Raw genomic sequence first — 24,580 nt, 5'->3', positions numbered from 1 at the left:
ATGACCTCCTCGGTACAATCGAGTGCGTCTGCGCTCGGCTTCGAAATGGTCCAGGGACTCAGCGATGCCCGCTTTGGCGTCGTCGGGCTTGCGAATCAGATTCCTTTGATGAGTGAGCAATGGCAGAGGCTTCGGCAAGAAACGGGCTCGACGAAGGGCGCTCTTGGGGCACTCATCTCGACGTTTGGTAATCCGGCCGTAGGCCTTATTGGTGCCATCACGTTGCTTCTGACGTACGAGAAGCCGCTGATGAGTTTTTTCAGTAACTCCTCTTCTGAAGCAGAGCGGTTCAAGAAGCAGCTTGACTCGCTTCTCGACGTACAGTCTCGCTTCGCAAAAGGGGATGCGCAATTTACGTTGTTAGAGGGGCAAGCAGAGAGGCTGAGGCAATTTGCTTCTGGGCTTGAAGATGCGAGTGGCGACTTCGAGAGCGCGATTGGAGCCGATGTGGGCATTGGCGGGTTCATTGATCTCATCGCCTCAGGAAGATTCAGTGATGCAAGAGGTGCCATCAGAAGCCTTTCTGAAGAGCTCGATACGCTTTCTGAGGAGGACCAGCAGCGCTTTCTTGATTTCTTTGAAGGTCTTGGAGCAAATCTCCGGACACTTCGAAACCCTGCATCCGCAACTAAGCAGGAGATTCAAGAGCTCGTGCAGGTCTTCCAGAACAACCAGGCTGCTCTTTCTGGCTTCGAGTCGAATTTGCAGGCAGTTCAGAAGCGCCTTGAAGATGCCAGTACAGATCAAAATGCGCGCGACCTCATTGTCGGACTTCTCGGTGGCACGGAGGGCGTTGTTGAGCAGGTTCGAGGACAGCTGGGCCAGCTCAATAAGGATCTCAAAGAACTCGTTGATCTTGGCGTAACGGATCAGGAGGGGGCACTCGAACAGCGAATTTCGTTTCTGGAGGATGCCCTCCGACAAATCCAAGCCCTCGGTCTCGACACCAGCTCAAAAGAAGTCCAGGAGCTTTCCCGACGACTTCAGGTGTTGCGGAGCCGATTGAGAAGCCTAAGGCAGGAAGGGGGCAGTGATTTTGAGATCCCGATTCGGACTGATCTGCAGGATTTCGGCCGTGCACAGCCGGCCCCACCCCGCAACTTCATTCCTAGCAAGGAAGAACTGGAACGGCAGGTGTCGCGGGTCGAGCCTGTGCCGATCACTGTATCGGTGGACGAAGACAGCGGTAGTATTCTGTCCGATAGTTTCGAGCGGGCACTTACGACTGGAGCCGTCGGGGCGCTACAGGGCGCGGTAATGCAGCAATTCAATGCTCTGTTCGGGGAGGTAGAAGACTCCTTTGCGAAGGCGCTCATCCAGGGCATGACCCGCGCGTTCGCGTCGGCGATTTTCCAGCGGCTTACTCAGGCCCTCATAACTGCAACTGGTGGCGCGCCTACAGGCGGGGCTAGTAGCGTCCTCACGTCTGTGCTCTTTTCTGAGGGCGGGTACACGGGCAGCGGGGGGAAGTATGAACCCGCTGGTGTGGTCCACAAAGGCGAGTACGTCATGCCGAAGGAAGCCGTGAGCACACTGGGGCTGGGGACGATGCAGCGTATTCATGCGGCCGCCACAGGGCTCCCGTCCCGGCGTGACCTCGAACGCCTTGCCGGCGTGCCCGCCTACGCCACCGGCGGCATGGTCACCGCAATGACCCGACCGGCCCCGCCGGTGTCCAGTGGGGCGGGGTCGAGGCAGGACCAGCTGATACAGGAGGTTCGGGCTTTGCGCCGGGAAACGGCCCGGCTTGCCGAACGGCCGGCCCGTGCCGTCCTCACGCGTCGTACGAGTCACGAAGCGCTCCTGGAAGGAGAGGAGTATCGAGACGAGATTGATCCCAAGAGCTTTCCGCAGAACCCATGACCATTACGCTGCACGTCCGGCGCGACGGCACCACGTACACGTACCAGGAGAACGCCATCCTTGCGCGTTCGGCCAAGCTCCGATCCGAGCTGCGGGACGGGGTCGTAGACGTCTCCGATGTTGAGCTGGTGCTTGGCGTCGACTCGTTTGTTGGCGAATCGGTGCCGGGCGCGATCCTCTCGCTTCCGGCCGGCCGTCGGTTTCGCGCGCAAATCGAGATGGACGTGACGATCGGCGGCACGAGTTATTCCCTTGCCCTGGAGGGCTCCGTTGCGACCGACGACATCGATCGAGACGACAAGCGGGGAACGCTGCGGGTCATCTTTCGCAATCTTGCCCCCGAAGCCTTCTGGAAGAGCCTCGAACGGGTGAACGTCACGGACCTGGAAGACGACCCCTCGACGCGGGAGATCCCCGGCGTCACCGGCCGTCACGTGAAGGCCGTCACCTACGAACTGCAGGACGACCAGGGCAATGAAACGCCGAAGGGGCAGCTATCGAAAATCGAAACGGACCAGCTCGTCTACATGGCGCGGGTTCGAGACGTCTTCTCCGAGGTGCTGACGGAGGCAGGGATCACGCACAGCATCCCTGCGGAGGAGTGGGCGCCGGAATATCCGACGTTCGACGGCTCGACGGAGACGCAGAGCCCGTTCCTCTCGGACCTCTTCATGTGTCATAGCAAGGGCAATCGGCTCCAGCCCCTGCCGAACTGGACCGGCCGGTACTTCATCGAGCGAGTGCTGGATCTCACTGGATGGCGGGTGGACGTCTCCTACGAGGCGTTTCCGTCAGAGCAGGTGACGGCCACGTTCAAGCAGCCGACCTTTTCGAGCGGGCAGGTCGAGTCCCCACCGTGGGACAAAGATGCGTTCGGCGTGGCGACAGTGCGGGACGGCCGTGCAGACTTCGCGCTGCTGTTTGGGGAGAACGGGATCGGGGAAGAGGGCACCGACATCCTCAGCGCCTACGAAAATCTCTCCAGTGGCGAGCCTATCGACCCGATCGTACCTCCAACACTCGCCGTGTACGCCCCGAGGCGGTGGGCTATTCCCCGCACGACGAAGGAGGCTGGCTACAACACGTATGAACGGCCGGAGACGGACCTGGACGGCTCCCCGACCAATGCCGACCTGGTGCAGGTGCAGGGGTTCAAGCTCCCCGAGCTGGTGGACCTGACGAAATACTTCGTCTCCTTCACCGAGGATACGCGGTGGTACGGCAAGTTGTGGTACCAGACGACCCCGCCGTACTACCGAAAAGAGAACGACGATCCAGTGTACCTCTGCCAACTGGACGAGGAAAACGCCGAGACGCCACTCGAAACGACAGAGTATCCGGTGATTTATGCCCGCCGGCCGCCGACCGGGCTGGTGGACGACGTAACGGTGTCCTCAGACACGAGCTCCGGGTCGACCTCCGTACCCATCTCGACCGGCTCGAATGACCGGTTCCGGGCACGGGCGGGGGACACGGTCGTGTTTAATGGCACGAATTACCTCGTCGCGAGCGACATCTACCTCGACCTGAACGAGAACGGCACATTGGAGCTGCAAAGCGGGCTGAACAGCTCCCTCAGCTCCGGAGACACGATCGAAGACTACTACCGCACGGCCAAAGACAAGCCCCACCTGGAGGCGTACGCGGAGCACTGGGCCCGCTCAGGTTATCGCACCCGCCCGGTCGATCGGGATCGGAGTCGGCTCGCAGAGGGGCGGATCCTGGAGCCTCTACAGCCGAGCCTGATCGAGAACACGAGCTCATACGACATCTTGGGCGCCGAATGGGCAACGCGCAAGGCCGTATTGGACCTCACCGACGCCTCGACGGAGGTGGAGCTGCGCCGGCCGGCTGGGGACTCCCCGCTCGTGCCGGCCGTTGAGCCTACGGACATCTCTCAGGTGGACGAGACGGAGTACGCGAACCCGCAATTCGTGCGGGGCGATCTGCGCAACTTCTCCTACCTCGATTCAAGCAACGACCAGTGGTACATTCTCGTCCACTGGCGGCCGCCGGTCGGATCTGAGAACAAAGCGTTTCAGTACCGGGTGCAAATCTTCGAGTTTGATGTCGACCCCGGAGACGGAGCGAAGACCGTCCAGGACGTCACGAAATTCGGCTGCAACCACGTCTACTTTCTCGGCACGTCTCCAACGTCGGACGACGGCAGCGTCTCTGGATTCGATGGCAGCGGAGACTTCCAGGCGGAAGTAACCACAGTGCTTCCCGACGGCCGGGAGGCCGGCACAAGCGTCTCACCAGACTTCACATCGTAACCTGTCCCATGTCTCGCATACTGCCTTTCGTCGTTGCCTTGCTCATTCCACTGTCGGCTCTAGGGCAGCACGTAGACTTTGCCGCTGGCGGTTCGGCATTTGTCCAGGGCAATCCGACGGGTGTTTCTGCGGCCCCCGCCTGGACCGTGAGCATCGTCGGCAGTGGACCAGCGGCGCCGTACCTGTTTCTCAGTGGCTCCCATCATGCAGTTGACGGATCGCGGGCTCGTCTCAACCGGTCCACGATGGGAGTAGGTCTACGGGCGTCGAGTCGGCCTGTGTATGCTCGAGTCGGCGGCGGCGTTACCCTTCTGTCACTCGCCTCCGGATTTGGCCGGCAGCCGATCGGATCTGAGTGGGGCATGTCGGGCCACGTGGCCGCTGGGATTACGATCGACGTGAGGGGAGAGACATTCTTCTTGGAGGGGCGCGGTCGTCTGCTCTATACTGGCACGTCGTACGCCCAGGCTGGTGCCGCGATTGGGTATCGGTTGCCGGTTGCTGAGAGGCGATAGATTTTGCGTGCAAAGGGGAGGGGCCGATCTTTTTGACGTGCGCCCGGCGGGACCTACCCAGCATCAACCTCATCTGGCGTGAGCTGACGCGCTAGGTCCAAAGCCATGTTGTGATTTTCAAACATGGTATGGAGAGTGGACGTAACTCCTTCATCATCCGTCATTATCTGGTCCCTCCAAGATGTATGCTCTTCGTAGTCTAGAGGTACGGGGTAGCGGCCGACCCACCGGATAACGTGCGTAAGGTGCTCAAGGATGGTCTCCAGACCTTCTGGGTCTGGCGGACTGTCGAGCAGAGGGTTGTCCTGCTGAGCAAAGATGTCTAATTCGTGGGCGAGTGCTAGGAGATCGTGGTTCGGGTGATTGCTGGCTATACTTGAGAGTCGTGCTTCCCGAAAGTCACCTTCGCCGTCTACGGAGATTGTCATCTCGACTTCCTGAGGCTTTTCGGATAACAGATGCCCTTTCAGAGCATTCTCGACTGACAGTGCGAGCAGAAGCTCTGAGGATAACATGAGCGAGGCAAGTCTCCGTGCAAGTCGCTGTTCCGTCTCTGGTTGACTTTCCCTTTTGAGCTGCTTCAACATCTCCTCTACCTTCTCCCAGAGGATGTCGTGATCTTCCAAGAGGTCCTCGGCTTTACGAAGCCACTGGGTTGGGTCTTTTGCCTGGTCGATGTAGTCCTGTGGGGTCATGGCGAGACACTTCCTTTCGATCAAGAGTGCGGTCCATAATCCGGTCAGTGGGCACAGCAATATGCTTTCGGATACTCGCTACGGCAACTCCTCGCATCCCTAGCCGTCGCCCTCCCCTCTAAATAGGTCAATTTGTGCGACGTGTGGTCCTCAGTCCATTGACTCTGGTTCTGTCTCGATCCTGCTCAGAAGCATCCGCCTGGAGATTCCTGTCACCGTGCCAACAGCAGAGCCGATTACAAGGATACACCCGAGCTCGATTAGGTAGCTAATTCTCTCTATGAGACCAGAGAACACGCCTTCGGAGTTCACCGCCGGTGGTCCTTGATTTTCCAGGCCTGTAAACTCAAATGTGATCATGATTGTGAGGGCAAAGATCGCCGTCCCCAGTTGCCTTGCGGCGTAAACTGCGGCGAAGGTCTCATCTTTCTTTGCTTCCTCGATGAACAAGAGTCGTCGAGTCAACCAGCGGCCGACAGTTCCGCCTACTTTTGCACCGACCCAACTCGTGAAAGAGGCGAGTTGGGGCAAGGCTGAGATTAATCCCAGTACGAGAGCGGCGATGGTTCCCCAGAATTGGAAAGTTGAGGTGTCCATTGCTTTGAGTCTCAGCGCTTTCGGAGGGAAAGACAGATATCGTCTGGGGCAATAGTAGGACTGAGTCGTGCCTGAGTAGGAATGAGAGGATTCATGTATTCATGAATCATGCGTTCATGAATCATCCACTCGGTGCGGCTCCAGAACCTCAAACGGCTCGTCCCGCTCCGCTTCGAGGTCGCGGATGTGGTTGCGAACGGAGGACAGAGCCACGATCAGGAAACGGAATGTCCTCCGGCTTCAACTGAAGCCACCGCCAGCACTCTGCGCAGCTGAAGGTGTGTGGCAGCGTGATCTTTTCGAGGTGAGGATGGAGTTGCGGCATGGTGTGTTGAGGAGTGTTAGTGTAGTTACTCAGCTACTCATCTGAGTAGTTGGAAAGATACTCCGTGAGTGCCTCCACCATGACGGTTTTCATCTCGACGCCGCGACGAGCTGCTTCCATTCGGACAGCCCGATGCAGTGACTCGGGCACGTTCGCGTTTAGTCGTTTCGTCGGTTCTTGCGCAGCCTTCTCGGACTGTTCCTGTGCCTCGTCGCTCTTTTCGGTCTCGCGGCCTACCGCGTCTGCAAGATTTCCGTGATCGCCCATGGGTCGTTACTCATTGGAGTTGGTCAGTAGCTCTATCGTCTCATCTGTCAGCGCCTCGACTTCGTCGGCAGCCTTCCCGCCTGTGTCAAGCACCGATAGGCCAGCCCCGAGGGCTTCCGGGTATGCAATGCGATGCCCCGTTCGGCTGTCCAGTACGTTGACGCCATACTGTTCAAGCGCATCCTGCACACTGTCCGCGAGGTTCGTTCGGGCCACGGCACGGGAGACGACGAATGCTGCCCTCGGTTCTCCTGTGACGTTCTGGCGAGCCTCGACGATGTCGAGGATGTCCTCGGCCGCCCAGATGTCGGCCCCGGATGGTTGGACGGGGATCAGCACGAGGTCGGCCGCCTTCACCGCATCGGTCGCGAGTTCGGTCATTCGTGGAGCGCCGTCCAGAACCACGATGTCGAACGAGCCCTCCAGTGCGGGAATGTTCGTGCTCAGGTCTTTCGTCGCCTCAAAGGTCGGAGGCGTGTCCTCTCCGCGGGCTGCCCACTCGGATGCAGTCTTCTGCGGGTCGGCGTCGACCAGGGCCACGCGGTGTCCCCGCCGCTGGAGATCCGAAGCGAGGTTCGTGGCAATCGTGGTTTTTCCGGACCCACCCTTCTGGTTGAGGACTGCGACGACGTGCATGAGTAGGTGAGTAGGTGAGTAGAGGGGTACCTGCGTAGGTGCGTAGATGAGTAAACACCATCGGCATTCACGAGTAGGGAAAACCACGGTTCCGAAAACAACACTTTTCCGAAACGTCTTCTCCTTCGCACATAAACCGCACATCTGACTGACATGAGCGACGACACGTCCGATGCCGCAGTCGACGGTCAAGCCAACCAAGAATCTGAAGGTGCCGACTCCGAAGAAGATGGGGAGTGCTTCGTAATCGCGCCGATCGGGGACCCGAGGTCGGAGACGCGCCGCCAGACTGATGGGCTACTGGATGAGGCTATTCGGCCGGTGGTCGAGGACAGGCTCGACCTGAAGGTTACGGCCGCCCATCAGCTCCCCGAGGCCGGAAGCATCACTCGCCAGGTAATCCAGCGGCTCCTGGAGGTCGAACTCGTGGTCGCGGACCTCACCAGACTGAATGCGAACGTGATGTACGAGCTTGCCGTGCGGCACGCGAAAGGTCGGCCCGTCGTGCCGATCGCGGAGAAGAGCACGTCACTTCCATTCGACATCACGACCGAGCGGACCGTTTTCTATGAGGACAGTATGCACGGCCTCGGTGAATTGAAGCCTAAGCTTGAGAAGGCGGCCCGTGCTGCGCTGGGGGACAAAGAGCCAGATAATCCAATCTACCGCGCCCAGCAAGACTTTGAGATGCGGAAGGCTGCAGAGGGTGACATCATGGAATACGTGATCGACCGGCTCGATGAAATCGAGTCTTCTGTTTCTACAATCTCTCATTCCCGAGATTCAGGCATAGATGAAGTAGAGACTCACGAATTCGTGATGGAGGAAGCAATAAAAGAGGTCGCAACACTAGCGAGTGATGTGAATCAGGACCCAAAAGTGATCTCTGCCTCTGTAGTCAAAAGCCCCGGGCCAGGAAATTGTCGACTGAGAGTAAGAACCTCGAAGGACTTAGGAATTGACGAGGCTGGAATGATCCTTCGGAAGTATCTCTGAGAGTAAACGACTGCTGCCCAAAAAAGCAGAATTCTTTGAAGTGTCTTACCCCCAAGAGGACCCCGATCTCCAGAAACACCAAAGTAGTCTCCCCACCGAGCTACCCGCGGGCGTCAGTGCCGAAGATGCCCGGCGCATGGGGGAACTCGCCAACGAGGACCGACGGCCGTCGACGCGGCGCGTGTACCGGTCGAAGTGGAGGGGCTTCGTCTCCTTCTGCGATGAGCGGGACGCGGAGCCGCTGCCAGCCTCTCCAGAGATGGTGGGCAACTACCTATCGAAACGGGCAGAGGAAGTGAGTTTGTCTACGATCCGGCAGGACGTGGCCGCGATCCGGTGGATGCACGAGCGGCACGGCGCAGAGGACCCGACCGATCACGCCGGCGTCGGTCGCATCCTCGACGGGATCAACCAGACCTCCGACCGCACACCGAAGAAGAAACAGGCCGTTCTCACGAAGCACGTGCGGGCGATGGTGGAGACGCTGCCCCTGGAGGAGCCAGATGAGGACGCCGGACCCGCCGCCCGTGCAACGTATTTTCGTGCCCTCCGAGACCGAGCGATCATCCTCGTTGGGTACGCGGGGGCCTTCCGCCGGGCCGAGCTCGCAACGATCGACGCGGAAGACGTGAGCCTCAACGCCGATGGGATGGAGGTCCACGTACCGAAGACGAAGACTGAACCGCGCACAATCGGGATCAACTTCGCACGCAACGCGGATTTCTGCCCGGTACGAACGCTCAGAGAGTGGCTGAATGCGGCCGGGATCGAAGAGGGGCCGGTCTTTCGGGCCGTCCCCCGATCAGCAGAGATTGCAGCAGATGAGCAGGCAAAAGCCATTACGGGGAAGACGGTGCGCAACGTCATCGGGGACGCTGCGGAGGCGGCCGGCCTCGACCGTAAGACCGTAGCCGGGCACTCCCTCCGTCGAGGGCACTTGACGCAGGGGGCCCTCAACGGAGCGGAGCTGAACCGACTGATGAAGCAGGCCGGTCACGCGGACCCGAGAACGACAGCCGAGTACGTCGAGGACACGAAGCGAATGGAGACGAACACGAGCCGGGATTTGGGGCTCTGACGGCACCGCAAAACTACAGGGGGGCAAAGGGGCACCTATGTTGTTTGGGCCCATCGACTCTCAAAACTGTCAGTGTCGACAGGTTGCCAGTAGTGACAGTGGTGCCAGTGATGTCAGCTCATCCAGCGGGGACATTCCCGCCCACGATGACAGTGCCCTCAGTCCAGTCAGTAGTGCCAGTGGTGGCGGTGGTGACAATGCTGCCAGGAATGCCAGTACTGGCAGGTTGACGGTTTGGACAGGGTGCCAGCCTATGCAAGTTGCCTATTTCGTCAGGGTGGCCGATTCGACAGTACGGCGGGGTGCCCATTGTGACAGGCTGTACATCTGACGAGCCCGTCACATTGGGCCCCTGTCGAAATGAGCACTTTGACAAATCTGACGAGACGGCTGTAAGTGCCTCTACCGAAACAGATGGGCTCCGGCCGTGGTAGTGGGGAGCACCTACTGCGCAGGAAAGGCCGTGCGTAGATCTCCCCTCAACGACTGAGGAAGCCCCATGCACAGCAACTCTGATAACGACCCCATCGAGGTCTCACTGGGGAAGCGTGGCGGCGAACCGGTCTTTCGGGGAACGCGGATTCCGATTTCCTACCTCTCTCAGTACCTCAACCACGGATACACAGTTGAGGACTTTATCCGTGAGTACGACATTGACCCCGAGCTAGTGCGAAGGGTGTACAGGGAGAAGTTTTCGGATGGGGACGAGCAAGATCAGAAGGTTCCTGCATGATAGTGAGGGTCCTTCTCGACCATGATGTCCCCCACAGCCTCCGTTCTGAGTTCCGAGAGGATTGCAAGGTGGTGACGGCCGAATACCGTGGATGGGCCGACCTCGATGATTCGGAGTTGCTTTCAGCAGCGGAAGAGGAGTTTAGCGCGCTAGTCACACTGGATACGAATCTCGCCCATCAGCAGAACGTCCAGTCTCGCAACCTGGGGATCGTGGTGATTGACGTTCACCCGATCGTTCCAGGCCACCTAAAGCATCACATGGGCAAGATCAATAGCGCTCTAAACTTGGCAGTTGGGGAGAAGGAGACCGTTGTGGTCCGTGAAGACGGAATCTCTCTTTTTCCCTCCTGAGCGGGTGTAGTTGGACCCTCTGAGAACGGATAGTCGATTCGTTCTAAGGTGATGTCCCATCTTCTCCGTCACAGAGCGCCCACGTGGCAGGCTATCTACGGGTCGATAACCCACTCATGCTCGACGTGAGCGCCCCTGTACGTGCTGCGTCGCTGCACGGGCACGCCTTCCAAGAGCGACACGATCCGGGCCTGTACGGCCGCGTGTTTGAGCCCCGCATTCCGAAGGGCACGGGACACGCTCGAACGGTTCAGGTCGAGGGCTTTGGCAACGTCGTTCTGCGATCCTTTCGCTCCCTCGAATGCTTGCTGTGCCCGGCGTTGGAGCTCGCGCTCATCCATCGGAGTACTTGTTGACCTTAGGACAACAACACCTAGAAAAGAAAAGCTCACCCCGGCGTCTGCCAGTGGCGAGCGACTTTTTCTTGACCATCACAGTGCTATCCAATTTACGAAAATCGACCCCCGGGCTGTCAAGAGGAGGCTGTGACAAAGTGGTGAATCCGGAGCTGTGTGAAGGCCGTCGGGCTACAGGCACCCGACTGATAACCCCATGGAATCGGAATCACCCCATGGGCGCGCCTTTTTTGACGACATGCGGTGCCGTATCAAGGCCGTATCCATCCCGCGTGATTGCCGAAAGCCCCCCGCACTCCCCCAACCCCTTCCCGTAGCCGTACCGCCAGCGCCCAGCCTTTCCCGCGAATCCCCGTGAGGACCCGCAGGGGAAATAGAAAACGCCCGCTCTGACACAGCCACTCAGCTTTTGTCCGGGAGGTCGAAGATCGGAGCGTACGAGCATCGACACTTCCTCAATCCGTCCTCGTGGGGAAGAGGCTGCTGCTCAATGGCCTCTGCGAGAGTGTAGGTCGCTCCGTGGGCTTCTTGGCATACTGGAGGAGCCAAAAACGGGAGGGCGCAGACGATTCGAACGCCCTTGATGCTCGCACGGGACTGCCAGTCTTCAAGCTCCTTTGCTGGGGACTTCTGTCGCGACACTATGAAAGAGACTGCTTGCAATGGTGAGGTTGTGGGGGGGAGCTTTATTATGGAAGATCTTTCTCCCTAATCGTTAACGCTCACGCATTAACAGTATGGAAAGGCACCGATTGGGGAACCACAACAGAAACGCCCGCCCCGACACGGCGCCGATCGTCCGGCGCATCTTTCAGCACCGTGAGCAGGGGGAAAGCCTCCGGGCGATTGCCGGGACGCTCAATGCTGCCGGCGTACCGACGAAGCGGGGCGGCGACTTGTACGCCTCCACCGTGAGCTACGTCCTGAAGAACCCGAAGTACAAGGGCGAGCTCGCCCAGACCTTCGATGTGGAAGGGGTGAAAACCGAGGCTGAATCACTGCGGATTGTGGACGAATAGAGACGGCCGCCAAACACCCAGGGGGTCGAAAGGGCACCTATGTTGTTTGGGCCTACTTTGCCGTTTGGATCCGACCCGCAGCGGACAGGAATCCGAGCCGCGAAGGGGTGAAAATGCCGAGTGCATGATAATTAGAGTTATCATGCGTCGACGGGATTTCGCGTACAAAATTCAGTTCCGGCGGGGCTTCCCCTGTGCCGCTTCCCGCTCGTGCAGCCGACACCCGGTGCAGAGGAGCGCACGCACGTAGGAGAAGAGGCGCAACCACCGCCGGCGGTCCTCGATCGTCTCGACGGGGACGCCGTATTCCGAGGCTGGTTCGCCGGGCCCAGGTAGCGCGTCCTCCCCAGCAGCCAACCGCTCCAGCTCTAGGAAGACGTCGTAGAGTTCGGCCGTCTGCTCAGTCGGTAGGAGCTGAAGGAGTCGCGTCCAGATCAGCGCCACTGAGTCGCACGCCTCAAGATCCACGCCCCGCCGCTCCGCTTCGGTCGGTTCGTGCTGCACGTCGGCCTCTCCGTGGAGGATGCGGGCGTACATCTCGTGCACCTCCGGACGGCGAACGTCACGAAGCTGCGTCGGGATCATCCGGCGGGCAAGTCGGCGGCCGATCTCGTGGGGACACTCGTCGATGAAGCGGGTTTGTAAGGTCGGCTGTTGTGTGCTCATATCGGAGGTGGTTTTGCGTGCAAAATGTGAGTTTTGGGAATGGGTAGCGCGCGCAGGGCTGACAGTCGATCTATGAGGTCAAAGCTCCGGAAGCGTACCGCAGTACTGTTGCCCGGATTCGGTTTCCGCTTCAGAAGCAGCAGAGGAGGTCTTCGACGCCGAGTCCTCCCGGGATGCTTCGACATCCAGCCCCTCATACCGGAGGATGTCAATGCCGCGATAACGCACCCCGTTACCGTCCCACTCGGTGCGCTCAAGATTGCGGCGGACGGTCTTCTTCGACACGCTCCACCGATCAGCAACCTGAGCGGCTGTGTACAATCTGTGCGGATCGATACCGTGAATAGTGCCATCATCCGACTGAACAAGAGCCCCACCGCCCTCACTCGTGAGTCGGCTGAACAGGCGGTCTGCAATCCGGTCTGCCAACTGATTGAGCTCGTCATCTTCTAATTCCAGTTGCATAGCAATGGGGGAGGGAAATGAGAAAGAAACGCCCGGCCCGGTGGATCTCTCGATCCGTGCCGAGACGGGCGCTGTGACGATACCTCCTCTATCTGGTGAGAGAGAACAGCAAATCAGACTTGCGAAAACACATCCTTGGCTGGCTCGTCGCCTTCTTCCATCCCGATCCTAGGCACGCGATCATCGGGGTCAACGTCCCACTCGTCTCCGGGAGTCTGATGCATCTGGACGGGCCAGGTCTGCGCTAGAGTGCCCGCTTCCCGCGTGACGGAAAGCCACTGAAGGAGCTTCGAGAGTTGGGTCGTGGCCTCGTGGATCTCGTGGTAGAGCCATTCGGCAAGGTGCTTCATCACCTCCTCTCGGCCGCCGGCCACGAGGCGCGGATGGACCGTTTCCGTCCACCATTCCGAATACCCAGACTCCTCCACCATCTTGAAAGCGACAACCGGAATCGGTGCGTGCACGGGATGCCAGTACGGCTGAAACCCGATGGTGGGCTTGACGCGGCCGTACTGCAGGCCGCCGGCACGGCGGCGGTCCTCGATCTTTAAGTAATCGTTGCCACGGGCTGGGCGGTAGGTGAACGCGACATCGACGAAGTGATGCCCCGATTCCTGCTGGTCGTAGATGTCCTCCAGAAGGCGGGTAACGAGCTCGTCTGCCTCCTGGGCGCTGGGGAGGTGCGCCTGTTCGTTGAGAAGGTCATCGAGCGTCGGCTCTTCGTTGTCGGCAACGTTAGATTCCATGGGTCGTACGTGTCTGTTGAGTGAGTATTTGACTCGCCCCCGGTGCTGTCTATCTTGTCGGATGCCAGCAGCGGGGGTTTTCTATGTAGGGTCTCTTCGGGCAGAGACGCCCGCCGGGGCCTCGTTAGCGCGAAGCCCCGGCCGGAGTCACGCCGCAATAGCTGCGTTGGCCTCGTCGACGTCCCAGAGCTTGGATTTGCCCTCCGTCGAGACCGGCTGCACGTCGGATTCTCGCAGCCGATCACGCATCCGGCTCACTGACAAGTCCCAGAGCCAAGCAAGATCTCGGGCGTAACAGGTGCCTGTTTCCAGACGCATCTTATGACGGAGGTCCGCCAGCTCGATGTTCTCAAGCATTTCCTTGACCACCTGCTGGATAAAGCGGCGGTCTTCCTCCTCGGTGCGAGCGATGTAGGTCACTGTTTCAGCCATCGGTCTTGTGTGTAGGTACTAAAGGATGCGAGCCTTTTCGATCTCGTCTGACTTGCCGCCGATCGGTCTCAGTCTTCCTCGGACAACCGTGAGAGTCACGCACCGGGATCTCCCGCCGATCGAACTTTTGTACACCGTCGGCCGGCCGGGGCTATCCGCTCGACAACGCCCTGCAGACGAATGAACTCGCTTGGGAATCGGCTCTTGGCGCTCCAGATCTCCCCACGCAGCACCTCCACCTGTTCCAGAACCACTGGTTTTCGGGCATCAAATCGGCATTCGTGGGTTCGTCCATTGTACTGGGAGCTAATTCCGTTTGGCATCGTCGGGATAGGTGTAGTCATCTTCGTGATCGGTCTCGACAACACGGGCCGTCTGCACTCGGAAGCCGTACTGAGCAGCAAGGCTCCGGGCCTCTGCAAGTGCCCGGTTGTCGCTGTCGTAGGTGCCCGACGTGAGCACCGTGCCATCATCGCGGAGAAACAGATGAGTCATGGAGGGGGAGGGTGATGGAAGGATCAATCGACTTCAAGGCCCGGCACGGGCCCGCAATGGTTACAAATGGCTACATGCGAGTCCGTGCCCGTCTCCACAGCCGCAGCGATCTCGGCTTTCAGTCGTCTATCAAAGCCTTGAGGGAATCCATAAGCGGGGCAAGGGGGAAGCAATTTAGGCCGTCAGTTGCGACTCGATTTCCGATACGCGGTACAGGTTCTGCTGTGTCGGTGTGTCTGCAGGCTCCAAGGGCCAGTCGTGCACGGTGCGCTCCTTCACGCCATAGAGCCGACAAATGTCGTCGATCGTAATCAGGCCTGTCTTGAGGCGACCGAGCAACTCGACCTGTTCAAGAAGGGCGAGGTTGTTCTCCAGTCGACTGAGGACCACTTCTGCCCCAGCTGCTCCGGCACGTTCAAGGTCCTCGTCGGTAGCTTCATAGTACGATCGGTTCGGCTGACGTCCATCCATAGCGGTGATCAGTCTGTGAATGTGTCGGACCCGAAGATCGGCACGCCGTATCCAGCGCAACGATTCGGTGGTGGTTTTGCACGCGAAAGGACATGGGGAGGAGAAGGGGACGGACAGAATCCGCCCCCTTGCCGGCGCTCAGTTCACCGGACGGCCGATCGCGCGGTCCCAGGCACGGAAGGCGCTGCCAGAGAGGGCGACGATCCCGGACGGCATCACGACCTGGTGCCGATTCGTGGCGAAACTGCCGGGTTGCCCGAGCGACACGACGCGGCGAATGGCGAGGGGCTGCCCCTTGCTGTTCAGGCGGAGGCGGCAGTTCGCATCCTCGTAGCGGCTGGCGTTGACGGTAGGCGTTCCCTCAACATCGAGGGAACGAACAGGAGGGATGTCAGAGGTGTATAGCATGGTGACTTCTGGTTCTGATGAGGTTCCAGTGAGTCTTCGGCCGCCCGGTGTCCTAAGCACCGAGGCGGCCCTCTTTATTTCGCACCCTTTCATACCATTACATACGAGGGGTGTTTCAGAGAGACCGAAACTCTTTTCATACCGGACCATACCACTTCCTACAGTTGCATATTACTAACGCCACTGGCCCATGCCTGTCACGATGAAACGACCAGCCTCCCTGAGCCCCAAACAAGTCGCTGAAGCTTGTGGGGTAACGAGGCGCACGGTTTACAACTGGATCGAGGGCGGGGACCTGCGCACCAACAAGGTTGGCAACCGCCATCGTATTACGGAGAGGCAGCTCGCAGAGAAGGTTGGCAGCGAGCTCGCAGAGGCGGCATTCGACGCTCACTCGAAAGATGAGGCGTAACCTATGCCAATAGACACCCACCAGGTGTTCAAGCACCTGAAACGTGACGAGGTCTTTTCGGAGGAGCAAGCCGACCGATTGGCCGATGCTCTGTCTGAGATGGACGTTGCCAGCGCAACGAAGGAGGACCTGAACGAGGTGGAGGAGCGCCTGAACAACCGGATCGACGAGCTCGACGAGCGTCTCACGCAACGGATCGAACTCTCAGAAGAGCGGCTGGGGCAGAAAGTGGAGGGCATTCGGTCCTCGATCGTCTCGGCCGTGGCGGCCGTCGGAGCGGTGCTGGCCGTTGTGATTCCACTCTCAATCTACCTTTTCGGATAGAAAGCTTCAGATATGGTGGTTATCGTCACTTTCGAGTCTGAATCTGGGGAATTCCATGAACACCAGTACGATGGTGTGCCAGAGAACATTGTTGATGAGATAATCGACGACCACAACGACCGGCTGAATGGTGGTGACACCGAAAGAGCACAGTCATATTCCTACGACCGCAGTAACGATGGAAAAACTGGCAAGATCTCCCTTGACCTCGATCGTGTGGACTCAATAAGCTCCTTCGATCGAAGCTCGCCGGATTTTAAAGGCGCTTACAGGGGATAATTGCCCGTAGATATAGCAACGCCCCGCTCCGCGCAAGTCTTTTGGCAGGGACTGCGAAGCGAGGCGCGAACCACACCCTCAAGGACAGAATCTCGAGAGCATGGACGTTGCTATTTCAGTACCTGGATACGCTCCCACCTGGGGCGTGATCCGATTTTGCGCGCTAAACTTTGCCGCTGGCCGATCCTTCACCGGATCGGAACAGGGGGGACTTGCGCCCGTGCGTAATGGCAGAGGCCTGGTCCGCCTGAATACACATGAACATACACATTCCAGACGAACTCGAAGACGACCCCGACGCCCAGCGGGTCGTACAGAAGCTGATCGACAAGGTCCCCGCCTTCATGCAGCTGCGCCGCGATGGCGCGAAGCTGGAGGCGACGAAGACCGGAGGCGACAACTGCCACGTCCGCCTGTACGACGGGGCGATCGATCACGACCACTTGCGGCGGGGCCAGTAGCCCGGCACCATTTGAGCAGTACCGCTCTTTTGAGGGCGGCTTTCCTTTGACCTACGTGATCCGTAGGCCAGGGGAGGGCCGCCCTTTTCTATTTGCTCAACTTTCCGTCTTTCCATGCCCGCCACAATTGAGGCCGTAGACGTATCGACCGCTTCCGAGCTCACTGGCGTGCCCGTGCGCACAATTCAGCATTGGTGTGCAACCGGCCGTTGGGATGCTGAGAAACTAGGCGGCTCTTGGATTATCCCACGCCAACAGGTCCAGCGGACCCTAGAGGAGTCAACGGAATGATCGGTGGCGTGGAGTTTCCCAGATTTTGGGGTAAACCCTCGGTTCTGGACACAAGTTGTGTCCAACCACAACGCGATGTTGCCGCATTTACCGAACGCGCAACCAAGTAGAAATACAAGATGCGATGCCAGTAGCTGCAGAAACGAAAGTTGACGAGAACCAGAAATGGGTAGATGTCAAGACCGCTTCCGCTTACCTCGACATGCCAAAGCGGACCGTCCGCCACCACTGTACTACTGGCGAGTTGCCGGCAAGGAAAATTGGCTCTGTCTGGAGAATCGAGCGGGCCGCTGTAGTCCCCGAAAGAAAAGCATAACTCGACATACGAATGCCCCGTCCGGCGAATATTCCTTTGGCGAGGAGCCGGAGCGGGGCATCATGACCGACAACGACGACGGCATGCAAAGACACACGTCCGACACACAGAAGGTTCCAAAGCGGCCGTCGAGGCCGCGGTCCACGCCGCATCGGGGCGATCCTCCCCGCGAAGCATCGACAGTCGGAGAGGTGTACCTCGAAACCTTTAGTCCACCCGCTCTGGCGTCTACTTCGGACGTCTATATGCAGACGTACGCGGTCGTGCGGGCAATCCTTGAGGGAATGAACTGGCGCTATGCTGCGACGGCCGCAAAGGCCGCGCACGACGCCGCGGCACAACACGTCGAGCAGCAGTTGTCTGCTGGGGGTGATCACAATGGCTGACCTCGATGCCGACGATGTGCGGCAGCGCCTGACCGAGTCCGATTACCGCCAAATCTTCCGCGACCTCGGGTTCAAAGACGTTCAAGAGGAGCGGCCAAACGCCGACGGGTGGATAGGGAAGCTACACGGCCCGCCTGCTTTGGGGGAAGGAAGGAAGGGAAACTTCTCCGTCAACCTCCAGCATGGAGGCGTTCGTGACCATGGGGATGAAGGATACAGCGGAGACGTATTCCAGGCCGTAATGGACGTCAAGCACATGGACTTCGGGGAAGCCCTCGAATACGTCGCGTCCGAAGCAGGAATTGAAACTGAATCCCAGGATTGGGCGCCCCGCGAAGGTCAAGTAGTGGCCCGGTATCCGTACCACAACCTGAGCGGAGATGTTGTTTTTGAGCAGGTACGTGAGGAGCCGCCAGCAGGCCTGAACAACCCGAGCCGCAGCAAATCCTTTTATCCGGAAGTGCCAGGAGAGGGGATAGGGCTCCACGGCCGTGAGAAGATCCCGTATCGCATTCCCGAGTTTTCGGCTCAGTCCGAGGGTGGTCCCGAATTCGTCACCTACCACGAGGGCGAGAAGGACGTTGACAACATGCGGGAACTCAACATCCCCGCGACGACCACCCCGTTCGGTGCCAACTCGTTCGACGCCAACGTAGCGGCACCGCACTTCGAGGGGCTTCACGTGGCCATCTTCCCCGACAATGATGATGAGGGAGACAGTCACGCAAGCCAGGTCGCAAATGCCCTCATCAACACAGCCGAGTCCGTGAAGGTCGTTCGCCTCGACGAGCGGCCCTCCGGGGGAGGCGACGTGAGCGACTGGATTGGGAAGAAGCGGGAGGAGGGGCTCAACGACGAAGAGATCCGGATGCACCTCCTCAACGCGATCGAGAACGCCCCGACTTTTTCACCGACTACCAACGGTCACACTTCCAACTCAGACCCTGCTCAGTTCTGGTATTTCGACGGGGAGACCAGTCGCTACAAGATCGATCGAGCTGGTCTGATCCGCTTCCTTGAGGATCAGGGCTTCGGCAAGTTCTACGGAGAGTCCGACCTCCAGTCGATGCTCGTTCGGGTTGAAGACAACATCGTGCGCCGCACCTCCCGTGAGAACATCAAGGACTTTGCCCTCCGGTACGTTCGAAACCTCGACCTGGACAATGGAGAGCAGGTAGTCGACGCGCTCCTGAGAGGCGCAAACGTGTACTTCTCCGACGCGCTCTTCGAGTTTCTGTCGCCGATGGACCTGCAGTTTCACCGCGACACGGCCACGGCAGCGTACTTCTACTTCCAGAATGGATTCGTTGAGGTGACGGCCGAAGGCTACGAACTGCACTCCTACGACGAGCTCGACGGCGTCATCTGGGAAGACCAGGTCATCAACCGCAAGTTTGTTGACCTCACCGATCGGGACGACTACGAGGACTGGGAATGGCATCAGCACCTCTACAACGTGGCCGGTCAGGAGAACGACCGCCACCACTCGCTCTGCACGGCCCTCGGGTTTTTGCAACACGGCTACAAGGACCCAGCTGTAACCAAGGCGGTGATCCTGATGGACGAAAAGGACGCAGACGTGGAGGAGGGCCGGACAGGCAAGAGCCTTACGTCGAAGGCGCTGCAGCACACGTGCCCTACCCTCCGCATCGACGGCCGCAATTTCTCCTTCGACAGCCGCTTTGCCTTCCAGGAAGTCGGGCTCGATACGCAGGTCGTGGATTTCAATGACATCCGAAAGCGGTTCCCATTCGAGCGGCTCTTCTCACTCATCACTGATGACTTCCCGGTGGAGCGCAAGGGACAAGACCGCGTGACGATCCCCTTCGAGGACTCCCCCAAGTTCCTCCTGTCAACCAACTACGTAGTCGAAGGAGAAGGAGCCTCATTCGACGACCGCACCTTCCAGGTCGAGTTTGCGGATTACTACAGCCCGGAGCACACCCCGGAGGACGAGTTCGGGCACCGTCTGTTCGACGACTGGGAGAAAGAGGAGTGGGCGCAGTTTTTCAACGTGATGATGGCCTGCGTCCGCCTCTACCTACGCGACGGCCTGACGGATTACGACCGCAAGAACGTGGCGTACCGTCGCCTGAAGCAGCAGACATGCCCGGACTTCGCCGAGTGGGCCGTCGACTTTATTGAACCAGGAAAGGAGTACGAAAAGGATGCCCTCTGGCGAACCTTCCGCGATGCCTATTCCCCCGACTACGAGGACCTCACGAAGAGAAAGATGGGATACTGGCTCAGTGCCTTCGCACGCATCTACAGCCTCGAAAAGAACCAGAGCAAGCGCCGACGTAATGGAAGCCGCATTCGATACGTCACATTTGAGCAGAAAGAGTAGCCGGTCTGGGTGGTGGTCCGGGTGCGGTCCGGGGGTGGTCCGGGTGAAAACAAGGGGCACCCGGACCGCTGTTTCCCTATTCAGCGGCTCTAAACCCCCTTTTTCACTACTGGTCCAGGTGGTCCAGGTAAATAATGTTTTACAGGCCGACACAGGGGGTAAAGAAAAGAGAAGACAAGAGGGGAGTAGGGGTGTGTGTAAAGGTAAAGACGTGCCAATTACCCGGACCACCCGGACCACCTTCCAAAATCGACCCTCAGCGACCAGAAACGCTGTTTTCCCGGTCCGGGTGGTGGGGATAACCACTTGGACCGCACCCGGACCATTGGAGCAGATCACTCGGACCACCAACAAGATCTTGAACCGATAGACTTCATCTGATGGCACGATCCGTCAACAAGGCAATCCTCATCGGCAATGTTGGACAGGAACCGGAGCTCCGGTACACCGGCGATGGTACGGCCGTCTGCAACCTGCGGATTGCCACGAACGAGAGCTACACCAATCGCGATGGCGAGGAGGTGCAGAAGACCGAATGGCACACCGTCGTCGCCTGGGAGCGGCTGGCGGAGATTTGCAACGAGTACTTGGGCAAGGGCTCGCAGGTCTACGTGGAAGGCTCCCTGGAAACGCGCCAGTGGGAGGATCGGGACGGCAACGAGCGGTACACCACGCAGGTCAAGGCCCGAGAGGTAATGTTCTTGGACTCGAACCGTCAAGCGGGGCCGGGCGAGCAATCAGAACGGCAACGCTCGCAGGGTGGTGGTCAGAGCTTCGACGAGGGACCGCCACAGCAGGACCAGCAGGAAAACGCCGGCAGTCAAGGCGCCACTGGGGAAGAGACGTTCGAGCCCGACGACGAATTGCCTTTTTGAGAGTCGGTGCATAGGTGATTCCCTTTCGAAGGTGGTTCCGCTATTGCACCGGCACCTACACATGCAAAGCACACAATGTGAAGGACACTGTTTCCTGTGCCATAACGGCAATCCAGAAATGCACGACGCGATCGACGTACTCGACTTTCTCGGCTACGAGCACATCCGCCTTCATGGCGGGGACTGGCGCCCGATCGCCAGCGCGGGCGGGCAACTGGGGACGGCAGATAACACCCATCTCTTCCGGCACTCACAGGAGGATGGGGTGATGCGCCTCGTAGATGGGGAGACCGGTGATCAAATCGGTTTCGCACGCAAAAATTGACAGGCTCATGGACGGCAAAGACCAGGCGGCCGCCCTCTACGGGCAGGAGACCGCTAACGAGACGATTTCGACAGATGAGGCCCGGGACCTCTTCGGGCAGGACCGGTCCGAGGACGAACTGCACCGAGCCTGCGTGCAGTGGGCCGATGTCCAATCCGCAGCCCTTCCGGAGCTCAAGGCGCTCTTTCACCCGCCGAATGGCGGGGCACGTTCGGCGGCCGCCGGCGCCAGGATGAAAGCGATGGGAGCGCGGGCCGGGATTCCAGATCTATGCCTTCCGATCGTGCGGCCCGTGACGTGGACGAATGGCGACGAGGTGCCAGCCGGGGCGTTGTGGGTTGAGCTCAAAAGCGCGGAGGGGCGCCTCCGGGATACCCAAAGGACGTGGCGGGCCCGTCTCCTGAAGCACCAGCACTGCTGGACGCTCTGCCGGAGACTGGAGGACTTTCGGGTAGCCGTCACCGACTACATTTCCGGTGACTATCGACAGGAATCGTTCTGATACCTCATGGCGCACCCTTATACGCTGATACCTCATGGCCGAAGGGTGTTGGAGGAATCCCCATGGAGCACAATCAGGCGCTGATACCGCATGGAGGTTCGACGTTGCCGATAACCTCAAGACCGTCTTCCCCGAACGACGCGAAGCATCTTTCTGCCTTCGACAAGGATGATGAATGACCTCGATCAAGATACGGAATTAGGCGTGCATCGGCCGCTCGATCCCGGGCAGTGGAAAGAAGCTCGTCGGTGGTGGTGGCAGGTTCGGGAGGCGTTTGGTGGCTGGCACGAGGTCCCGCCGAAGATGCTTCCAGCGTTCTATGCTCATCCGGATAGCTTTCAGCGCGCAAAACCCGAGCATGGTCATGAGAGACGATCGTATGCGACGTCGCTTCCAGAGGCCTGCGCGATTCAGGAAGCGGCCCGCAAGATGTCCTCACTTGAGGCCGAGCCGGTTTGGTTCGCGATCCCCCGGCTACTGCCCGGGGAAAAGCTCGGCTCGCTTCATCAGGAACGGAAGCGCTGCGGGAAGGACGGGTGCAAGTGTCAGAGTGGCCGTGAGGAGGACTTGCATGGGCCGTACTGGCACCACCGCTGGCGGGACGAGGATGGCAACCAGAAAAAGGAGTACGTGCCGAAGGAAAAGGTCGAGGAGACGCGAGAGGCTATTGAACGAAGGCAGAGCCGCGTTGAGCAGATGAGGACGCTACGCCGGCAGTACATGGAGCAGGCGCGAGCCAGCCGCTACGGCACCGATGGAATCGACGTGGTAGGCTTCGTTGAGCGGTGGACACGGGACCACGAAGAAGCTATTCGCCAATCGGTGTCAGGCTTCGACTTTCACTAATTCGCACCCGATCGGTCTTCTACACAGGCTCCGTTCCCCAAGACGGAGTTGTACTCGCTTTTACGCATTCGGCTATTGCTCTGAGCACGTTCCCCAAGAATCGACCCTCCGACGGTACTCCAGAATGCACCCATGCGCGCATGGGCATTCGGTACTGATGTCCACTTTTGTCTACCTGTAGGGACGGAATTCCAAATTTGACCGATAGGCAGATGTCCTACTCAACCGAAACGAAGGCTCGAGCAATCATTGACGCGGCTCTCACGACCGATCGGGAAGCGGCCGAGGAGCACGGCTGCAGCCGCAAATCCATCGAACGGTGGCGAAACCAGCTTGACTCCGATCCGGAGCTAATGGCCCGACTGGCGGAGCTGTGGGACGATGTACGAGAAGCGGACGATTGGGTAGAGGACGCCACCGATACGATCCGCAATGCGCTGAGCTTCCTGCGCACGGCGTTCGATGAACTTGATGCATCCGACCCCGAAGCGGTGGAAGCCGTGACGCAGGCGATCGAGACGCTCGCCGATGCAAAGATGATGGCTGACATCGTAGATGAGAGGATCGGACGTCCGGACAGTCCAGCCGCACAGCACCGCCGGAACTGATGTTTGCACGACAGAGCACGACTCTTCTCGCACAAACACCGAAGACGCCTCGACTCGATGAGCAAGCTACAGCTTCTCAAGCACGTCGTCATTGGGCTATGGGACGAGTATATCGCCCCCGAGCCACCGGACTCTCCGCAGGACCTGGACAAGGAAGCATACCAGGGTGCCATTTCGGATCTGAGGGCGGCTGCCGGTGGATGGGATGACGAAGAAACCGCTCGTCGGCGTCTCGATCGCCTCCCTGACACCCTCGACGGGCGCCGTCCTGAGTCGCTGGATGACGTCGTGGAGTGCGTATGCCGGGAGGTATATGAGACGGACACGGAGGCACAGGTGCTCTGTGTATCGGTCCGGTCAATCTTTGCCGAACGCTACGGTGTGGACATTCGGCGCATTCGCGGCCTGCAGGCAATCGGGTCCACCGTGCCGCTTTTCCGGCGGGAGATTCAGAACGGAATCGAAGTGTCGAGGCTGATGGCCGGCGTCCCGGGCCGCAACTGACCAGCACGCTTATCCGATTTTGCATGCAAAAGCCCACGTAGGGCATCGAAGTTATGGCAGCTAGCATAGTCGAAGGCGTCCAGCTCCGTGTTCAAATCGACGGGGACGAAACGACGATCAAGGCCCTGGGGCAGGTGGAGAATGCGCAATCGAGCGTGGAGGAATCGGCGAAGTCCATGGAGGCGGCCGTAATCGAGTCGTCACAGTCGGCTGGCCGTGCGGTGGAGTCGATGGGCGACAGCGCCGAAGAAAGCGCCAAGTCGATGGAGACGCTGCAGGCCTCGACCGAGGGCACCGAGAAGCGCATGGAGTCCCTGGAGTCGGCCGCGTCCGACACCGGGTCTACTGTCGAGCGGTCGATGTCAAGGATTGCCGATGCAGCGCAGCGTCCCCAACGCGAGATGCAAGAGCTTTCCAGTGTGACTAGGCGCCTGGAATCAAGCAACCGGTCGATGACCTCCTCGGTACAATCGAGTGCGTCTGCGCTCGGCTTCGAAATGGTCCAGGGACTCAGCGATGCCCGCTTTGGCGTCGTCGGGCTTGCGAATCAGATTCCTTTGATGAGTGAGCAATGGCAGAGGCTTCGGCAAGAAACGGGCTCGACGAAGGGCGCTCTTGGGGCACTCATCTCGACGTTTGGTAATCCGGCCGTAGGCCTTATTGGTGCCATCACGTTGCTTCTGACGTACGAGAAGCCGCTGATGAGTTTTTT

Annotated in this window: 32 protein-coding genes and 1 pseudogene; 21 read left to right on the top strand and 12 right to left on the bottom strand. The window is 59.3% G+C overall.

The genetic code is table 11. The annotated features are described in order from the left end of the window. From BSZ35_RS19675 to BSZ35_RS19390, 3 genes and pseudogenes are all read left to right on the top strand, one after another. Positions 1-1,863, top strand: a pseudogene (locus BSZ35_RS19675) (hypothetical protein); the annotation flags it as partial. After that, the gene (locus BSZ35_RS19040; RefSeq protein WP_105014188.1) at positions 1,860-4,139 is read left to right on the top strand and encodes a hypothetical protein; all 2,280 of its coding nucleotides are present in this window, start codon (positions 1,860-1,862) and stop codon (positions 4,137-4,139) included. The pseudogene BSZ35_RS19675 and the gene BSZ35_RS19040, both read left to right, overlap by 4 nt. Before the next feature lie 8 nt (positions 4,140-4,147). After that, positions 4,148-4,654 carry a hypothetical protein gene (locus BSZ35_RS19390; protein WP_146110189.1) on the top strand — a complete coding sequence of 169 codons (507 nt, stop codon included), beginning with the start codon at positions 4,148-4,150 and terminating at the stop codon, positions 4,652-4,654. A gap of 53 nt (positions 4,655-4,707) precedes the next feature. Here the strand turns inward: BSZ35_RS19390 and BSZ35_RS19035 are convergent, their stop codons facing one another. From BSZ35_RS19035 to parA, 4 genes are all read right to left on the bottom strand, one after another. Continuing rightward, a complete protein-coding gene (locus BSZ35_RS19035; RefSeq protein ID WP_105014187.1) occupies positions 4,708-5,349 on the bottom strand; it encodes a hypothetical protein in 642 nt (213 codons plus the stop codon). 150 nt (positions 5,350-5,499) lie between these two features. Next, complete coding sequence (locus BSZ35_RS19030; RefSeq protein ID WP_105014186.1) at positions 5,500-5,946, bottom strand: hypothetical protein; 447 nt, start codon at positions 5,944-5,946, stop codon at positions 5,500-5,502. A 358-nt stretch (positions 5,947-6,304) separates the two neighbouring features. After that, complete coding sequence (locus BSZ35_RS19025) at positions 6,305-6,538, bottom strand: hypothetical protein (protein ID WP_105014185.1); 234 nt, start codon at positions 6,536-6,538, stop codon at positions 6,305-6,307. Positions 6,539-6,544: 6 nt separating this feature from the next. Beyond that, complete coding sequence (parA, locus tag BSZ35_RS19020; RefSeq protein WP_105014184.1) at positions 6,545-7,174, bottom strand: ParA family partition ATPase; 630 nt, start codon at positions 7,172-7,174, stop codon at positions 6,545-6,547. Positions 7,175-7,327: 153 nt separating this feature from the next. Between parA and BSZ35_RS19015 the strand changes: the two genes are divergently transcribed. The 4 genes from BSZ35_RS19015 to BSZ35_RS19000 all read left to right on the top strand — a co-directional run bounded on the left by BSZ35_RS19015 (position 7,328) and on the right by BSZ35_RS19000 (position 10,334). Then, positions 7,328-8,170 (top strand): hypothetical protein, encoded by an 843-nt coding sequence (locus BSZ35_RS19015; protein WP_105014183.1) that lies wholly within the window; start codon positions 7,328-7,330, stop codon positions 8,168-8,170. A gap of 40 nt (positions 8,171-8,210) precedes the next feature. Next, positions 8,211-9,248 (top strand): tyrosine-type recombinase/integrase, encoded by a 1,038-nt coding sequence (locus tag BSZ35_RS19010; protein ID WP_105014182.1) that lies wholly within the window; start codon positions 8,211-8,213, stop codon positions 9,246-9,248. 499 nt (positions 9,249-9,747) lie between these two features. Then, positions 9,748-9,981 (top strand): DUF433 domain-containing protein, encoded by a 234-nt coding sequence (locus BSZ35_RS19005; protein ID WP_105014181.1) that lies wholly within the window; start codon positions 9,748-9,750, stop codon positions 9,979-9,981. Then, positions 9,978-10,334, top strand: a complete 357-nt coding sequence (locus tag BSZ35_RS19000) for a DUF5615 family PIN-like protein (protein WP_105014180.1) — start codon at positions 9,978-9,980, stop codon at positions 10,332-10,334. The genes BSZ35_RS19005 and BSZ35_RS19000 overlap by 4 nt, the downstream gene beginning before the upstream one ends. 95 nt (positions 10,335-10,429) lie before the next feature. Here BSZ35_RS19000 and BSZ35_RS18995 read toward each other — a convergent pair whose 3' ends face one another. Further along, positions 10,430-10,675 (bottom strand): hypothetical protein, encoded by a 246-nt coding sequence (locus BSZ35_RS18995; RefSeq protein ID WP_105014179.1) that lies wholly within the window; start codon positions 10,673-10,675, stop codon positions 10,430-10,432. A 752-nt stretch (positions 10,676-11,427) separates the two neighbouring features. Here BSZ35_RS18995 and BSZ35_RS18990 point away from each other — a divergent pair. Next, complete coding sequence (locus tag BSZ35_RS18990; protein WP_105014178.1) at positions 11,428-11,709, top strand: recombinase family protein; 282 nt, start codon at positions 11,428-11,430, stop codon at positions 11,707-11,709. Between the two features lie 171 nt (positions 11,710-11,880). Here the strand turns inward: BSZ35_RS18990 and BSZ35_RS18985 are convergent, their stop codons facing one another. The 7 genes from BSZ35_RS18985 to BSZ35_RS18955 form a co-directional block, all read right to left on the bottom strand. After that, positions 11,881-12,375 carry a hypothetical protein gene (locus BSZ35_RS18985; protein ID WP_105014177.1) on the bottom strand — a complete coding sequence of 165 codons (495 nt, stop codon included), beginning with the start codon at positions 12,373-12,375 and terminating at the stop codon, positions 11,881-11,883. A gap of 78 nt (positions 12,376-12,453) precedes the next feature. Continuing rightward, positions 12,454-12,840, bottom strand: coding sequence for a hypothetical protein (locus tag BSZ35_RS18980; RefSeq protein WP_105014176.1), 387 nt, complete (start codon positions 12,838-12,840; stop codon positions 12,454-12,456). Between the two features lie 113 nt (positions 12,841-12,953). Continuing rightward, positions 12,954-13,586: a hypothetical protein gene (locus BSZ35_RS18975; RefSeq protein WP_105014175.1), complete on the bottom strand. Its 633-nt coding sequence runs from the start codon at positions 13,584-13,586 to the stop codon at positions 12,954-12,956. A 147-nt stretch (positions 13,587-13,733) separates the two neighbouring features. After that, on the bottom strand, positions 13,734-14,018 hold the full coding sequence (locus BSZ35_RS18970; RefSeq protein WP_105014174.1) for a hypothetical protein: 285 nt from the start codon (positions 14,016-14,018) through the stop codon (positions 13,734-13,736). Positions 14,019-14,324: 306 nt separating this feature from the next. Next, on the bottom strand, positions 14,325-14,513 hold the full coding sequence (locus BSZ35_RS18965) for a hypothetical protein (RefSeq protein WP_105014173.1): 189 nt from the start codon (positions 14,511-14,513) through the stop codon (positions 14,325-14,327). Between the two features lie 174 nt (positions 14,514-14,687). After that, positions 14,688-14,984, bottom strand: a complete 297-nt coding sequence (locus BSZ35_RS18960; RefSeq protein WP_105014172.1) for a hypothetical protein — start codon at positions 14,982-14,984, stop codon at positions 14,688-14,690. 138 nt (positions 14,985-15,122) lie between these two features. Next, entirely contained in the window at positions 15,123-15,392 is a 270-nt protein-coding gene (locus tag BSZ35_RS18955; protein ID WP_105014171.1) for a hypothetical protein, read from the bottom strand. A gap of 202 nt (positions 15,393-15,594) precedes the next feature. Between BSZ35_RS18955 and BSZ35_RS18950 the strand changes: the two genes are divergently transcribed. From BSZ35_RS18950 to BSZ35_RS18890, 13 genes are all read left to right on the top strand, one after another. Then, complete coding sequence (locus tag BSZ35_RS18950; RefSeq protein WP_219846707.1) at positions 15,595-15,804, top strand: helix-turn-helix domain-containing protein; 210 nt, start codon at positions 15,595-15,597, stop codon at positions 15,802-15,804. Between the two features lie 3 nt (positions 15,805-15,807). Next, positions 15,808-16,128 (top strand): hypothetical protein, encoded by a 321-nt coding sequence (locus tag BSZ35_RS18945; protein ID WP_105014169.1) that lies wholly within the window; start codon positions 15,808-15,810, stop codon positions 16,126-16,128. A gap of 12 nt (positions 16,129-16,140) precedes the next feature. After that, on the top strand, positions 16,141-16,407 hold the full coding sequence (locus BSZ35_RS18940) for a hypothetical protein (protein ID WP_105014168.1): 267 nt from the start codon (positions 16,141-16,143) through the stop codon (positions 16,405-16,407). Between the two features lie 257 nt (positions 16,408-16,664). Beyond that, positions 16,665-16,868: a hypothetical protein gene (locus tag BSZ35_RS18935; RefSeq protein WP_105014167.1), complete on the top strand. Its 204-nt coding sequence runs from the start codon at positions 16,665-16,667 to the stop codon at positions 16,866-16,868. Between the two features lie 669 nt (positions 16,869-17,537). Then, the gene (locus BSZ35_RS18925) at positions 17,538-17,861 is read left to right on the top strand and encodes a hypothetical protein (RefSeq protein ID WP_105014165.1); all 324 of its coding nucleotides are present in this window, start codon (positions 17,538-17,540) and stop codon (positions 17,859-17,861) included. Next, complete coding sequence (locus BSZ35_RS18920) at positions 17,854-20,208, top strand: hypothetical protein (RefSeq protein ID WP_105014164.1); 2,355 nt, start codon at positions 17,854-17,856, stop codon at positions 20,206-20,208. The genes BSZ35_RS18925 and BSZ35_RS18920 overlap by 8 nt, the downstream gene beginning before the upstream one ends. Before the next feature lie 380 nt (positions 20,209-20,588). Then, positions 20,589-21,083, top strand: coding sequence for a single-stranded DNA-binding protein (locus BSZ35_RS18915; RefSeq protein WP_105014163.1), 495 nt, complete (start codon positions 20,589-20,591; stop codon positions 21,081-21,083). 118 nt (positions 21,084-21,201) lie between these two features. Further along, positions 21,202-21,408 (top strand): hypothetical protein, encoded by a 207-nt coding sequence (locus BSZ35_RS19380; RefSeq protein ID WP_146110187.1) that lies wholly within the window; start codon positions 21,202-21,204, stop codon positions 21,406-21,408. A 7-nt stretch (positions 21,409-21,415) separates the two neighbouring features. Beyond that, a complete protein-coding gene (locus tag BSZ35_RS18910) occupies positions 21,416-21,910 on the top strand; it encodes a VRR-NUC domain-containing protein (protein ID WP_181149514.1) in 495 nt (164 codons plus the stop codon). A 168-nt stretch (positions 21,911-22,078) separates the two neighbouring features. Then, positions 22,079-22,756: a DUF6788 family protein gene (locus tag BSZ35_RS18905; protein WP_105014161.1), complete on the top strand. Its 678-nt coding sequence runs from the start codon at positions 22,079-22,081 to the stop codon at positions 22,754-22,756. 212 nt (positions 22,757-22,968) lie between these two features. Beyond that, positions 22,969-23,364 (top strand): hypothetical protein, encoded by a 396-nt coding sequence (locus tag BSZ35_RS18900; RefSeq protein ID WP_105014160.1) that lies wholly within the window; start codon positions 22,969-22,971, stop codon positions 23,362-23,364. A gap of 57 nt (positions 23,365-23,421) precedes the next feature. Further along, on the top strand, positions 23,422-23,868 hold the full coding sequence (locus BSZ35_RS18895) for a hypothetical protein (RefSeq protein WP_105014159.1): 447 nt from the start codon (positions 23,422-23,424) through the stop codon (positions 23,866-23,868). 53 nt (positions 23,869-23,921) lie between these two features. Continuing rightward, the coding region (locus BSZ35_RS18890) for a hypothetical protein (RefSeq protein WP_146110186.1) at positions 23,922-24,580 on the top strand (659 nt) is incomplete at its 3' end.

The organism is Salinibacter sp. 10B, from assembly GCF_002954405.1.
Taxonomy (GTDB): domain Bacteria; phylum Bacteroidota; class Rhodothermia; order Rhodothermales; family Salinibacteraceae; genus Salinibacter.
This window is presented reverse-complemented; position numbering and strand designations above follow the sequence as displayed.

What these genes read in the sequence shown, in the direction of transcription:
- BSZ35_RS18980 (WP_105014176.1), bottom strand. Translation starts at nt 12,840, where the DNA reads ATGCAACTGGAATTAGAAGATGACGAGCTCAATCAGTTGGCAGACCGG.
- BSZ35_RS18905 (WP_105014161.1), top strand. Translation starts at nt 22,079, where the DNA reads ATGATGAATGACCTCGATCAAGATACGGAATTAGGCGTGCATCGGCCG.
- BSZ35_RS18945 (WP_105014169.1), top strand. Translation starts at nt 15,808, where the DNA reads ATGCCAATAGACACCCACCAGGTGTTCAAGCACCTGAAACGTGACGAG.
- BSZ35_RS19030 (WP_105014186.1), bottom strand. Translation starts at nt 5,946, where the DNA reads ATGGACACCTCAACTTTCCAATTCTGGGGAACCATCGCCGCTCTCGTA.
- BSZ35_RS19380 (WP_146110187.1), top strand. Translation starts at nt 21,202, where the DNA reads ATGCACGACGCGATCGACGTACTCGACTTTCTCGGCTACGAGCACATC.
- BSZ35_RS18960 (WP_105014172.1), bottom strand. Translation starts at nt 14,984, where the DNA reads ATGGATGGACGTCAGCCGAACCGATCGTACTATGAAGCTACCGACGAG.
- BSZ35_RS19040 (WP_105014188.1), top strand. Translation starts at nt 1,860, where the DNA reads ATGACCATTACGCTGCACGTCCGGCGCGACGGCACCACGTACACGTAC.
- BSZ35_RS18900 (WP_105014160.1), top strand. Translation starts at nt 22,969, where the DNA reads ATGTCCTACTCAACCGAAACGAAGGCTCGAGCAATCATTGACGCGGCT.
- BSZ35_RS18920 (WP_105014164.1), top strand. Translation starts at nt 17,854, where the DNA reads ATGGCTGACCTCGATGCCGACGATGTGCGGCAGCGCCTGACCGAGTCC.
- BSZ35_RS19035 (WP_105014187.1), bottom strand. Translation starts at nt 5,349, where the DNA reads ATGACCCCACAGGACTACATCGACCAGGCAAAAGACCCAACCCAGTGG.
- BSZ35_RS18990 (WP_105014178.1), top strand. Translation starts at nt 11,428, where the DNA reads ATGGAAAGGCACCGATTGGGGAACCACAACAGAAACGCCCGCCCCGAC.
- BSZ35_RS19025 (WP_105014185.1), bottom strand. Translation starts at nt 6,538, where the DNA reads ATGGGCGATCACGGAAATCTTGCAGACGCGGTAGGCCGCGAGACCGAA.
- BSZ35_RS18985 (WP_105014177.1), bottom strand. Translation starts at nt 12,375, where the DNA reads ATGAGCACACAACAGCCGACCTTACAAACCCGCTTCATCGACGAGTGT.
- BSZ35_RS18940 (WP_105014168.1), top strand. Translation starts at nt 16,141, where the DNA reads ATGGTGGTTATCGTCACTTTCGAGTCTGAATCTGGGGAATTCCATGAA.
- BSZ35_RS18895 (WP_105014159.1), top strand. Translation starts at nt 23,422, where the DNA reads ATGAGCAAGCTACAGCTTCTCAAGCACGTCGTCATTGGGCTATGGGAC.
- BSZ35_RS18965 (WP_105014173.1), bottom strand. Translation starts at nt 14,513, where the DNA reads ATGACTCATCTGTTTCTCCGCGATGATGGCACGGTGCTCACGTCGGGC.
- BSZ35_RS19015 (WP_105014183.1), top strand. Translation starts at nt 7,328, where the DNA reads ATGAGCGACGACACGTCCGATGCCGCAGTCGACGGTCAAGCCAACCAA.
- BSZ35_RS18950 (WP_219846707.1), top strand. Translation starts at nt 15,595, where the DNA reads ATGAAACGACCAGCCTCCCTGAGCCCCAAACAAGTCGCTGAAGCTTGT.
- BSZ35_RS19000 (WP_105014180.1), top strand. Translation starts at nt 9,978, where the DNA reads ATGATAGTGAGGGTCCTTCTCGACCATGATGTCCCCCACAGCCTCCGT.
- BSZ35_RS18955 (WP_105014171.1), bottom strand. Translation starts at nt 15,392, where the DNA reads ATGCTATACACCTCTGACATCCCTCCTGTTCGTTCCCTCGATGTTGAG.
- BSZ35_RS18975 (WP_105014175.1), bottom strand. Translation starts at nt 13,586, where the DNA reads ATGGAATCTAACGTTGCCGACAACGAAGAGCCGACGCTCGATGACCTT.
- BSZ35_RS19390 (WP_146110189.1), top strand. Translation starts at nt 4,148, where the DNA reads ATGTCTCGCATACTGCCTTTCGTCGTTGCCTTGCTCATTCCACTGTCG.
- parA (WP_105014184.1), bottom strand. Translation starts at nt 7,174, where the DNA reads ATGCACGTCGTCGCAGTCCTCAACCAGAAGGGTGGGTCCGGAAAAACC.
- BSZ35_RS19005 (WP_105014181.1), top strand. Translation starts at nt 9,748, where the DNA reads ATGCACAGCAACTCTGATAACGACCCCATCGAGGTCTCACTGGGGAAG.
- BSZ35_RS18995 (WP_105014179.1), bottom strand. Translation starts at nt 10,675, where the DNA reads ATGGATGAGCGCGAGCTCCAACGCCGGGCACAGCAAGCATTCGAGGGA.
- BSZ35_RS18910 (WP_181149514.1), top strand. Translation starts at nt 21,416, where the DNA reads ATGGACGGCAAAGACCAGGCGGCCGCCCTCTACGGGCAGGAGACCGCT.
- BSZ35_RS18925 (WP_105014165.1), top strand. Translation starts at nt 17,538, where the DNA reads ATGACCGACAACGACGACGGCATGCAAAGACACACGTCCGACACACAG.
- BSZ35_RS18970 (WP_105014174.1), bottom strand. Translation starts at nt 14,018, where the DNA reads ATGGCTGAAACAGTGACCTACATCGCTCGCACCGAGGAGGAAGACCGC.
- BSZ35_RS18915 (WP_105014163.1), top strand. Translation starts at nt 20,589, where the DNA reads ATGGCACGATCCGTCAACAAGGCAATCCTCATCGGCAATGTTGGACAG.
- BSZ35_RS18935 (WP_105014167.1), top strand. Translation starts at nt 16,665, where the DNA reads ATGAACATACACATTCCAGACGAACTCGAAGACGACCCCGACGCCCAG.